The sequence below is a fragment of the Rhizobium sp. SEMIA 4085 genome (assembly GCF_013004495.1).
In the GTDB taxonomy this organism is placed as follows: domain Bacteria; phylum Pseudomonadota; class Alphaproteobacteria; order Rhizobiales; family Rhizobiaceae; genus Rhizobium; species Rhizobium gallicum.
Genome location: NZ_JABEPH010000193.1, coordinates 1 through 11505 on the forward strand (window position 1 = coordinate 1; position 11505 = coordinate 11505).

Sequence of the window (11505 nt, forward strand, 5' to 3'; positions counted from 1 at the left end):
GCGCGTGTACCGAGGTGCCGTGCGGAGGTCCGCTGCCGGTCGCCCTCCCCGGACGAGCCCACCCGCATCTCATCCCGCGGGTTGCCTCCGCGCTTGGCGGGGAGTAGTGCCCTGATAAACAACGGCTCTGCCCTCTCGCGCGACCTCGCTTCGTCTCTGGTGGTTTTCCTTGTCGCCATTCCTCTCTGCCTGGGAATTGCGATCGCCTCCGGGGTACCAGCGGCCATGGGGCTTATCTCCGGTATCATAGGAGGCCTCGTTGTCGGCCTGCTGGCGGGCTCGCCTCTTCAGGTCTCCGGGCCTGCCGCCGGTCTTGCCGTCATCGTCTTCGGCTTCGTCGAACAGTACGGCGTTGCCATGCTCGGTCCCGTGCTGCTCATCGTAGGCCTCCTGCAGATCTTGGCGGGTTTCCTCAGGATCGGCTCCTGGTTCAGAGCAATTTCGCCGGCCGTCGTTCATGGCATGCTGGCCGGCATCGGCATTTTGATCATCCTCGGACAGGTCCACGTGCTCATGGATGCCTAACCCTCCGCCGGCGGCATTGAGAATGTCACCGCGATAAACGAGAGTGTCGGTAGATTGTGGGGCGCCAGCGTGACCAACGAGGCCGTCGCGCTACTGGTCGGTCTTCTCGCCCTCCTCGCGATGGTCTGCTGGGAACAATTCCGGCCCAAATGGCTGGCGCTGGTTCCGGGGGCGCTTGTCGGCGTTGCTGCCGCGACGGTCCTGACGACCGCTCTTGAACTCCCTATTGCCCGTGTGGAAGTGCCTGCCTCACTGGCACAGAGCATATCGATACCGACGGCCGAGAGTTTTGGCCAGCTAGTGCAACCCGGCATTATTTTGACGATCCTGATGATTGCCGTCATTGCGAGCGCCGAAACGCTTCTTTCGGCGGCCGCTGTCGACCGCATGCATGACGGGGGACGCACGCGTTTCAACAAGGAGCTTTTCGCCCAAGGCGTCGGTAACGGGCTTTGCGGATTGCTCGGGGCATTGCCTATCACCGGTGTTATCGTCCGTTCATCGGCCAACATCCAGGCCGGGGCTCGCACGCGCACCTCGGCAGTATTGCATGGCGTATGGATCCTAGGCCTTGTTGCGCTTTTGCCGGGATTGCTGGAAATGGTACCCTTGACGGCGCTCGCCGCCGTGCTGCTCGTCACCGGCTGGCGGCTGATTAGCCTTCACCATGTGCGCCACCTGTTCGAACACCATGGTCTCATGCCGGTTGGAATCTGGGCCGTCACGGTGGCCATGGTCGTCCTGCAGGACCTGCTGGTCGGGGTGGCGCTCGGCCTTGCGCTGTCGATCCTCGAGATCCTTCCTTATCTGCGCCGAAAGCTCGCAATCAGGCATTCCGAGGTTGACGACGAAATTCATGTCCGGCTAAGGGGAGCGGTGACCTGCAAGGACGTGCCGGTGCTGCTTAGCACGCTCGAAGGACTGCCCGAAGGCCGTAAAGTCAGTATTATCGGCAAACACCTGCTTTACATGGATCACACCAGTGCAGAGACCATCAGCGAATGGCTCAGGCGCGAGACGAAATCCGGCCGAAGCGTAGAGATTCATCCGCCCCAGGCGGCGCGTCATCCCCGCCTTAAGCCGCTATTTGCGCGTTTCTCTGCAGAAGTCGCCTGATCGTTTGCGGGAGGGCAATTTTTCGTTGCCCTCCCGTTTAAAGCCTTGCCTCCCTAAACCGCCAGCCTGTAACGAACCCGCAATCATAGCGGGAGCTAGAAGCACGCTCCAGCCAAGTGCGATAACGTTGAATTTATGGATCTTGCTTCCGCAATTGCGAGGATGATTTGCCGCAGAAATGCCACGCAGCTCGTGGAGCTCTTTTGATTGCGCGGTGCCCATGCCGCACCTTGCGGCTGCTCAGAGACAGCCCTTTGGAAGAGTTCGCCTTAAGATCCTGTTCCGCGTCGGTTCCTCCGTCAGGCTCCGCCGGCCAGTCAATCGAGTTCGCGACCCTTGCCGTAGTCTTCGTCGGAAACCTTCTCCATCCAAGTGACCGAACTACCGTTTAAGGCTTCGGCCACGGCAAAATGCGTCATCGGCTCGCCTGCCGAGGCGCCGTGCCAGTGCTTGACCAGCGGCGGTATCCAGACCACGTCGCCCGGTCCCACTTGCTCGATAGGCTTTCCTTCTGTCTGAATCCAGCCGCGGCCGGAGATGATGAAGAGCGTTTGATCAAGCGGGTGGGTATGCCATGCCGTGCGGGCTCCAGCCGGGAAAGATACGGTCGCCCCGCCTATACGGGCGGGCGCATCGCCCGATAGAAGCCAGAGGTCTCAACCTCGCCCGTGAAATATTGTTCGGGAGCCCTGGCCCGGCCCTGATTCACGCGGGTTATCTTAAGATCGGCCGAGGCGGCAGATGCTTTAGAGACGGCCTCCCGACTGTCGAACACCCGCTGGAGTATCTGCACTGCGGACATGGCTCGTGGCCAGCCCGCGTAGAAGGCAATCTGGGTTACAACCTCGGATGCTTCAGCGCGGGTCAAGCCGTTGTCCATCGCCCGGTTAGCATGGAAAGGAAGCTGCTCCGGTTGTCCAATGGCAATCAGCGCCGACATGGTTACCAGGCTGCGGTCGCGGGCCGAAAAGTCTGGCCGCTGCCAGAGGTCTCCGAAAAGCACGCGGTTTGTCAGATCGGCAAGCCCCGCGGAGTTCGGCGCGACGGAAGTATTGATCGTTGCTGCCCGTGCCGCCTCGGCGGCAGCCTCGAGCTCGATCCGGGCCGCCACACTGCTCTTGACCGGAGCGATGTTACGCTCGTCAAATACCGTTTTAGTCTCTGCCGCGGCGGAGATGGCGTTCGGCCAACCGGAATAAAAGGCGAGCTGGGTGATCAGTTCGCCAATCTCTCCGGCTTTGACGCCGTTGTCGAGGGCATGCCGGACATGACCGCCGATCTGCCAGTTTTGCCGGTCGAGATGATCGCCGAGACCGGTGACGAGGCTCCGATCGCGAGGTGCAAGTTCTGCTCGTTCCCAAACATGGGGTAATCGCGGCGCGATCGCCCCAGGCCATTTTTATAAGATGATGGCTGGCGGGGGTGGTTGCCCCCGATAAGATGGTAAAACGGGCTCACGATTGGAACCGGGCCCAAACATCGAACGGAGAGCAACCGTGGACCAATATATAGGCCTGGACGTTTCATTGAAAGATACTGCGATCTCGATACGACAGGACGGTAAGCGGATCTGGCGGGGAAAGTGCCCGTCGGATCCAAAGCTTCTGGCGCAGATGATCCGCAAGCATGCGCCGCACGCCAGGCGCGTTGTGTTCGAGACGGGGCCGTTGTCGACATGGTTCTATCACGCGCTGACGGCCGAGGGGGTTCCGGCGATCTGCATTGAAGCGCGGCACGCGCAAAAGGTATTGGACGAGACGCTCAACAAGACAGATGCCAATGATGCGGATGGCTTGGCGCAACTGGCCGAAGCCGGCTTCTACAAGGCCGTCCGGGTAAAGGCGTTCGACAGCATGCTGACGCGCACGCTTGTGGCGGCTCGCAATCAGCTCCTGAGAATCTCAACCCAGCTTAGCAACCAGATCCGCGGCCTGATGAAGACGTTCGGTCTCATCGTCCCCAAAGGGACAGGTCGGGTATTTGATGGCAATGTGAGGGAACTCCTAGATGGGAATGACGGCCTGGCAAGGATCATATTGCCTCTACTTGAGGCCTGGCGCGACATACGCAAGCGCGGAGCCGATCTTGATCACCAGTTGCTCGCAGCGGCGCGGCAAAGCCAAGAGACGAAGCTTTTGATGACAATCCCGGGGATTGGTGCCGTCACGGCCGTCTCGTATATCGCGGCCATTGAAGATCCAGAAAACTTCAAAACGTCGCGCTCGGTTGGCGCCTGGCTCGGGTTGACAACGCGGCGCTACCAGTCAGGCGAGGTGGATTATGACGGCCACATCTCGCGAAGAGGCGACAACCATTTGCGGGGACTGCTTTATGAAGCGGCGACCGTGATCCTCACGAGAACCGGTGCCAGGAACGAGAGCACTCTCAAAAACTGGGGGCTCAAGCTGCGTCAGCGGTTGGGCTTCAAGCGCGCAGCAGTGGCGGTCGCGCGAAAGCTCGCGGTCATCATGCACAGCATGCTCAAAACAGGAGAAGTCTTCAACGGATTGGCTGGCGCAACAGCATAAGCGAGGTGCCAGCCTTCTCACCTCAGCGCGTCAAACCCGATTTGAAGCACTGAGTGTCCCTGCTGCGGACGTGGGTTGGATCATTCCGTTAGCGCGGCTGCAACTCACTGAGACTGCGTCCCAAACATAGGAAGATCTTACCTGCGAAGACCCATCGTGCGGCGACCCTATATCGACCGCGGAGACAACCCTGCTCCCAGCACCGGACAGCTCTGAAGGAAACATGGCCGCTGAGGCCTGACCCAAACCACTCAACTCCCGCCGCGTGGCCTGTCTCGCAACACGGCGCAGATGCCGAATGCCCAGACCACCTTGACGAACGGAACGCGATTAGACAACCTCGCCGAAGAGAACATCGTCTGTGAAGTGGGCAAGGCCGGGGGCGATGTCGTAGACGGCGGCTGGAGCGACCCGGCGACGTTCCTGAGCCTCGACGCCTGCCGCGGCGAGAGCGGAAATGCCGATGCCTGCGGCAATCTTCTTCATCTGGCTTTCCTCTTCCATGGTCTGCTCCCGTGAACGCTAGCTCGCCAGTAGCGCGCCGCGTCTCGTGCGTGAGGCGGGGTGACAAATACGATTCGATGACCGGACTGCGTAGTCGACGTCCAGTTTGACCCCTGAGCAGCGTCTTGATTGCGGCGCTCGTGCATGGCGCGATAGCCTTCGACGACATCGGCAAGCGGTAGTTCGAGGTCGAAAACCTGTCGGCAGGAAGCGGCGGACTGGGCCGGAGCGCCGAGCAGCTTTGCGCGAAAAACAGCCCTGTCCGTCGAGCTGCACACCGTGCAGGGCACCGACGAAGCCGACTTTTCCACCCGCGCGGGCATAGCTCCGCGTCAACCGGTCCAAGCGTCAGCGCCCAGTAGCGGCCATCAACTGTTCCGGATAGCGTTCCCCCTCGATTTCGATCGTCGCGGCGGCATCCTCGATCTCGGCAAGGTCCGCGGCCGTCAGAGTATTTCGCCACCTCTCGGGCCAGTGCTCCTTCGGCAGCGCTATTTGGTATCGAAGCCCGGTCGATCTCGGATGTGACGGAGCTGACTGAGATGGAGGAATGTCAATGAAACCACGTATTTCTGTCTTGACGCTGGGTGTTGCCCACCTTGAGCGCTCGCTTGCCTTTTATCGTGACGGCCTGAAACTACCCACTCAAGGGATCGTCGGCCGTGAGTTCGCGCATGGCGCCGTCGCGTTCTTTGACCTTTCCAGCGGGGTTAAACTTGCGATTTGGGCTCAGGATGATCTGGCCCACGACAGCGGTCTGACGAAAGCGCCCGCGCGCAGCGCCTCATTCTCGATCGGCCACAACGTCTCACATCGACGTGAGGTTGACGAGGTCATGGAACAAGCCCGGCTTGCGGGAGCAGATATTGTAAAGCCCGCTGAGGAGACTTTTTACGGTGGATACGCTGGATACTTTACTGATCCTGACGGCCACCTTTGGGAAGTGGTGTGGAATCCGGCCAATCTGCCACCGCAGGATTGAATTGACTTGATTCCGCTACAACGAACGGAACGGATGCCCGCATCCTGGCCAAGTGGATGCATCTGCTCCTCACTCTTGCAAATTAGTGCGGCCGGAGGCTTGGAGCCCTTCGGTCCCATAATGTTTCGTCGGTTTAGACGACTCGCAGTGCCCCGGTGCCTGTTCGAAAAGCCCCGCCGAAAGCGGGGCTTCCATGATCCGAACGATCACTTGTTAAGAGCATCCTTCACTGCCTTGGCCGGCGTGAAGGCGAGCTTCTTTGCGGCAGCGATCTTGACGGTGGCTCCGGTTGAGGGATTGCGGCCTTCGCGCTCCGGCGTCTCCTTTATCTTGAACTTGCCGAAGCCCGGGATCGAGGTCTCGGCGCCAGATGTGGCGGCCGACGTAATCGAGGCGAAGACCGCCTCTACAACGGCCTTGCTCTGGGCTTTGGTAAGGCCATGTTCACCGGCGATCTTGTCTGCGATTTCGTTTGTCGTCGTCATGTAAGTTGGTTCCTTTTTGAATGTTTCCCTATGCATCTTGACATATTAATTTCGCCAAAGGGTAGAGAGTGAACGAGTTCAACGGCGTCAATCCACTGATTTGATGCATACTTCCGTTCGACGGTCATGATACAAGAGGCTGAATTGCAAGATCCTGCTTGTCGAGCTCTGGAAGCCGTTGAAGCTTACGGGACCGGAAACGAGACGGTGCGTGCACGAGCTGTTCTCGGATCCAGACGAAGAGTATCGTTCGCTATCCGGATCTCTTGACCGATGGCGAAAGCACGAAGTGTGACCGTCGCCTCTGGTGTCCGCGCGGCCCGACCTGAGGACCGCAAAACATTAAAAAGATTTGGCTCAGACGTTTTCTTGCCCTCATTTCGACGGTCGTTCGCCTGCTCTTCGAGGCCGGTCGGTGGTGCGTATGGCTGGATAGTGGGTTCGCCGCGTCGCGTTAACGGCCCTGGATCAATCCTCAAAATCTGTACGAAATGGGGCTCTAAGGAGGAACTTAAGGATATCGGCTATCGGCATAGGTTCGATAATGTGCCAAACGGATACTTCACGATGGCGCGCCAAACGCTGTGTGACAAAGGATGCATGGCCGGCATAATCTTCAACTCGTATGTCGGAATGCCATTCATGAATCAGATCGATAAGTGTATGCAGCAGGGAGGCCTAATCATCGATCGTTTCTGCTCTATCTAGCCTGCTGGCGCCTTTGCCGGATCGGCTGGACGCGCCCCCATGCAATCAGCGTGAAGTGGAGCTGCACATGCATAACCCCATTCAACTCGAAATCTCTCGTCGGGATTTGCTTATCTCGTCTGCCGCGACTGTCGCGGCCACCGGCGTCGCAGCCGGGGGAGCGGCGGCACAATCTGCGGGAAACACGATGAACTACACGACGAAGATGTCCTTCACCGTCAACGGCGAGAGGCGTAATCTCGACGTCGACAATAGGACAACGCTGCTCGACGCGCTGCGCGAACACCTCCATCTTACGGGCACGAAGAAGGGATGTGACCACGGCCAGTGCGGCGCGTGCACCGTCATGGTCGATGGCCGTCGCGTCATCTCGTGTTTGACGCTTGCCGTCATGCACGAAGGCGACCAGATTACGACGATCGAAGGTCTCGGAAAGCCAGGCGATCTCCACCCGATGCAGGCGGCCTTCGTCAAGCACGACGGATTTCAGTGCGGCTACTGCACGCCTGGGCAGATCTGTTCCTCCGTGGCGGTGCTGGAGGAGATCAAGGCAAACGTCCCAAGCCACGTCACTGGCGACCTAACCGCTAAGGTGGCTGTCACCCCGGCCGAAATCCGCGAGCGCATGAGCGGTAACATCTGTCGTTGCGGCGCCTATTCCAACATTGTCGACGCCATCGTCGAAGTCGCGGGGACAAAAGCATGAGAGCCTTCATCTACCAACGGGCCTTGTCCGTCGAGGCCGCGGCCCAGGCGGCCGCCTCCAATCCGGAAGCGAAATTCATCGCCGGGGGCACCAACCTTCTCGACCTCATGAAGCTGGAGATTGAGACGCCGACGCATCTGATCGACGTGAACGGCCTCGGATTGGACAAGATCGAACCCACTTCGGAGGGCGGACTGCGTATTGGAGCCCTGGTTCGCAATACGGACCTCGCGGCACATGAAACCGTTCGTCGAGATTACGCGCTGCTCTCCCGAGCGCTCGTCGCGGGCGCTTCCGGTCAACTCCGCAACAAGGCGACGACGGCGGGGAACCTCTTGCAGCGCACGCGCTGTCCGTACTTCTACGACCCGAACCAGCCGTGCAACAAGCGCCAGCCAGGCAGCGGCTGTTCGGCCATCGGCGGCTTCACCCGCCAGCACGCCGGCGTCGGCCCGGGCGACGCCCGCATCGCCACCCATCCCAGCGACCGTGCGGTCGCCACGCGCGCGCGGGAGGCGGTGGTCGAAACGGGAACAGCCCGCCGCGGCCCACGTTCCATCCCCATCGCCGACTTGCACCGCCTGCCGGGCAACACCCCGCATATCGAGACGGTTCTCGAACGCGGCGAGTTCATCACAGGGGTCATTCTCCCACCGCCGATCGGGGGGCGTCACATCTACAGGAAGGTCCGCGATCGCGCCTCCTACGCCTTCGCACTCGTTTCCGTGGGCGCGGTTATTCAATCCGATGGGACCGGTCGCGTCGCCGTCGGTGGCGTTGCCCACAAACCTTGGCGGGTCGAGGCGGCCGAAACCGAGCTGCCGAAAGGGGCCCGCGCCGCCGCTGGTGTCCTTCTCGCGGACGCCCGTCCTACCGAACAGAACCGTTTCAAAGTCAACCTGGTCGAGCGCACGCTCGCAGCGGTGATCTCGGAAGCTAGGGGATAGCCATGCAGTTCGATACGCCAGCAACTACGAACCCGATCGATCAGCTCAAGGTCGTCGGCCAGCCGATCCACCGCATTGACGGCCAGCTCAAGACGACGGGCTTGGCGATGTACGCCTACGAATGGCACGATGCTAAGGTGCCGTACGCCTACGGCTACCCCGTGGGCGCGGCTATCGCCAAGGGTCGCATCAAATCCATGGACGTCTCTGCCGCGAAGAAGGCGCCAGGCGTCATCGCGGTTGTGACCGCCCCTGAGGTCGGCGAACGGAAGAAGGGCAAGTTTAACACCGCCAAGCTCTTCGGCGGTGATGAAATCCAGCATTACCACCAGGCGATCGCCGTCGTCGTGGCCGAAACCTTCGAACAAGCCCGCGCAGCCGCAGCACTGGTAAAGGTCGACTATGCCGAAGAGAAGGGCGCCTTCGACCTCAAAGAGGCGATGGCTTCGGCGGTGAAGCCGGACGAGTCCCAGCAGCCGGATTCAGCCGCCGGCGACTTCGATGCGGCTTTCAGGACGGCTCCGATCACTTTCGACGAAACCTACACGACGCCGGACCAGTCCCACGCGATGATGGAGCCGCATGCCTCGATTGCGGCCTGGGATGGTGACGAGCTAACGGTCTGGACGTCGAGCCAGATGATAGACTGGTGGCGGTCAGACCTGGCGACCACCCTCGACGTGGAAAAGGATAAAATTCATCTGATGTCGCCATTCATCGGCGGCGGGTTTGGAGGCAAGTTGTTTCTTCGTGCCGATGCCGTCCTTGCCGCCTTTGGAGCAAAGGCTGCGAAGCGACCTGTCAAAGTGGCGCTGCCGCGTCCATTCATGATGAACAACACGACCCACCGTCCGGCGACCATCCAACGCATACGCATCGGAGCCGAACGCGACGGCAAGATCACCGCGATCGCCCATGAAAGCTGGTCGGGCGATCTAAAAGGCGGACAGCTCGAGACGGCCGTCAATCAGACCAGGTTGCTCTACGCGGGCGCGAACCGCATGACGGCGATGCGGCTGGCGACGCTCGACCTTCCCGAGGGCAACGCGATGCGTGCTCCGGGCGAAGCCCCTGGCTTGATGGCGCTGGAGATCGCCATCGACGAGATGGCCGAGAAGCTCGGTCTCGATCCCGTGCAATTTAGGATTATCAATGACACCCAGGTCGATCCCGAGCAGCCCGAGCGGCCATTCTCGCACCGTGATCTGGTCGGATGTCTGAAGCTCGGCTCCGAGCGCTTCGGATGGAGCGCGCGGGCAAGACCGGGGTCGAAGCGTGAGGGCGACTGGCTGATCGGCCTTGGCGTCGCAGCCGCCTTCCGCAACAACCTGCTGCTTCCTTCTGGAGCACGCGTCCGCCTCGCCCGGGAAGGGGTCGTTACCGTCGAAACCGACATGACCGATATCGGAACGGGCAGTTACACCATCATCGCGCAGACTGCGGCCGAGATGATGGGCGTCACCGTCGACAGGGTCGCGGTCCGGCTTGGCGACTCCCGCTTTCCGGTTTCCGCCGGTTCCGGCGGGCAGTTCGGCGGCAACTGTTCGACGGCGGGTGTCTACGCAGCCTGCGTGAAGCTGAGGGAAGCCATAGCGCAGAAACTTGGTTTCAATTCCGACGATGTCGTCTTCGAAAACGGCGAGGTCCGCTCCGGCAACCGGTCGGTGTCACTCGCAGAGGCAGCGGGCGCCGAGGGACTGGTTGGTGAAGATACGATCCAATGGGGTAAGCTTTCCGAAACGCACCAACAATCGACCTTCGGCGCTCACTTCGTCGAGGTCGGCGTGGACGTCGCCACGGGGGAAACGCGCATCAGACGGATGCTGGCAGTGTGCGCGGCGGGACGCATTCTCAATCCGATTACCGCACGCAGCCAAGTGATCGGCGCGATGACCATGGGGGCGGGTGGTGCTCTTTCGGAGGAGCTCGCAGTGGACGCACGCCGCGGCTTCTTCGTCAATCACGACCTTGCCGGCTATGAGGTACCAGTGCATGCCGACATCCCTCATCAGGACGTGATTTTCATGGACGAGACGGATCCGATGTCGTCACCGATGAAGGCTAAGGGGGTCGGCGAGCTCGGCCTGTGCGGTGTCTCCGCCGCGATCGCCAACGCCATCTATAACGCGACCGGTGTCAGGGTCCGGCACTATCCGATCACGATTGACCACCTGATCGGCGGCCTGCCAGTCACCGCTTGGCCCGTCGGGCGGTGTTTGCGATCGCACCCGCCGCCAGGCAGCACGGAACCGCGTTGCACGAGGTCTTGAGCCCCGTATCCCAACCGACGCTCACCAGGGCACTCTTCACAGACGACCTTGCCGAGATCCTCGGCATCGCCGCGGTTACGGGAGCCTTTGGCGCGACCCGAATTCAGCCGCTGCCTAGAGGCTCTTTGAGTCAGAGGAGTGACCATCGGTTGAACATGAGCTCACCGGCTTGCGGTGTTGTCGGATTCCGAGAGCAATCTCACCACTTCTGTGATGAGTTGCAAACGGCCACGCTCGGAACGATCGAGGTGGACATAATGCGTGGCGCCCCGAATCGTTACGCTACGGACACGGGCAGCATTGACGAGGTGACCTTCAAGCGTCGTTACGTCATCAGGACGGCTCCAGAAATCGTTCTCAGAACGGATGACCAGCACGCGTGCGGTAATTGATGCAGCGTCCCAAAGCTGCCTGCCGGAAGCAAGATAGAAGCTGTCTTCCATTGCCCCGGAAGGGGAGCGGAATGCAGCTGGCTTCCGATCGCCAGATGTCGAATCGGACGCCAGCGCCTCCTTTTGGTAGGCTTCGACCACTGCCGGATCACGCCAGCTTTCCTTGGCGTCGACAGGAATGGATTTGTCCCAGGAGGGCATGAGGGAAGCAGCCGTGTTCAACCGATAGGCCCCGAACTTCGCTATGTTGAAGCGGCGGCGATCATTCGGGTCGGCGGTCTCGCTGTCCGATCCAAGTGTCGGATGTCCAGAGGTTGCGCCGTAAAGTGAGTTATAGACGAC

The 11505-nt window shown here is 60.7% G+C and carries 7 protein-coding genes and 6 pseudogenes; 6 read left to right on the forward strand and 7 right to left on the reverse strand.

All coding sequences use genetic code 11. From position 1 onward, the window contains the following. Window positions 1-114 precede the first annotated feature (114 nt). Window positions 115-1641 (forward strand): annotated as a pseudogene (locus tag C9413_RS19015) (SulP family inorganic anion transporter). Window positions 1642-1958: 317 nt separating this feature from the next. Here C9413_RS19015 and C9413_RS33545 read toward each other — a convergent pair. The 3 genes and pseudogenes from C9413_RS33545 to C9413_RS34530 form a co-directional block, all read right to left on the reverse strand. Continuing rightward, window positions 1959-2261: a cupin domain-containing protein gene (locus C9413_RS33545; protein ID WP_223844146.1), complete on the reverse strand. Its 303-nt coding sequence runs from the start codon at window positions 2259-2261 to the stop codon at window positions 1959-1961. Further along, window positions 2258-2752: a carboxymuconolactone decarboxylase family protein gene (locus tag C9413_RS33550; RefSeq protein WP_223844126.1), complete on the reverse strand. Its 495-nt coding sequence runs from the start codon at window positions 2750-2752 to the stop codon at window positions 2258-2260. The genes C9413_RS33545 and C9413_RS33550 overlap by 4 nt, the downstream gene beginning before the upstream one ends. A gap of 105 nt (window positions 2753-2857) precedes the next feature. Continuing rightward, window positions 2858-3025, reverse strand: a pseudogene (locus C9413_RS34530) (carboxymuconolactone decarboxylase family protein); the annotation flags it as partial. Between the two features lie 112 nt (window positions 3026-3137). Between C9413_RS34530 and C9413_RS19025 the strand changes: the two are divergent. Then, entirely contained in the window at window positions 3138-4169 is a 1032-nt protein-coding gene (locus tag C9413_RS19025; RefSeq protein WP_040114983.1) for an IS110 family transposase, read from the forward strand. Between the two features lie 336 nt (window positions 4170-4505). On the opposite strand, the pseudogene C9413_RS19030 reads toward C9413_RS19025, so the two are convergent. Then, window positions 4506-4655, reverse strand: a pseudogene (locus C9413_RS19030) (carboxymuconolactone decarboxylase); the annotation flags it as partial. Window positions 4656-5021: 366 nt separating this feature from the next. Beyond that, window positions 5022-5123: pseudogene (locus tag C9413_RS33560) on the reverse strand (aldo/keto reductase); the annotation flags it as partial. A 106-nt stretch (window positions 5124-5229) separates the two neighbouring features. Between C9413_RS33560 and C9413_RS19035 the strand changes: the two are divergent. Further along, entirely contained in the window at window positions 5230-5655 is a 426-nt protein-coding gene (locus C9413_RS19035) for a VOC family protein (protein ID WP_040114984.1), read from the forward strand. Window positions 5656-5861: 206 nt separating this feature from the next. Here C9413_RS19035 and C9413_RS19040 read toward each other — a convergent pair whose 3' ends face one another. Continuing rightward, window positions 5862-6140, reverse strand: coding sequence for an HU family DNA-binding protein (locus tag C9413_RS19040; protein ID WP_040116490.1), 279 nt, complete (start codon window positions 6138-6140; stop codon window positions 5862-5864). Between the two features lie 775 nt (window positions 6141-6915). Between C9413_RS19040 and paoA the strand changes: the two genes are divergently transcribed. From paoA to paoC, 3 genes and pseudogenes are all read left to right on the forward strand, one after another. Then, complete coding sequence (paoA, locus tag C9413_RS19045; protein WP_040114985.1) at window positions 6916-7554, forward strand: aldehyde dehydrogenase iron-sulfur subunit PaoA; 639 nt, start codon at window positions 6916-6918, stop codon at window positions 7552-7554. Further along, window positions 7551-8501 (forward strand): xanthine dehydrogenase family protein subunit M, encoded by a 951-nt coding sequence (locus tag C9413_RS19050; protein WP_170250760.1) that lies wholly within the window; start codon window positions 7551-7553, stop codon window positions 8499-8501. Before paoA ends, C9413_RS19050 begins: the two co-directional genes overlap by 4 nt. Before the next feature lie 2 nt (window positions 8502-8503). Beyond that, window positions 8504-10699, forward strand: a pseudogene (gene paoC, locus C9413_RS19055) (aldehyde oxidoreductase molybdenum-binding subunit PaoC); the annotation flags it as partial. Window positions 10700-10932: 233 nt separating this feature from the next. Here paoC and C9413_RS19060 read toward each other — a convergent pair. Continuing rightward, a pseudogene (locus C9413_RS19060) lies at window positions 10933-11505 on the reverse strand (alpha/beta hydrolase); the annotation flags it as partial.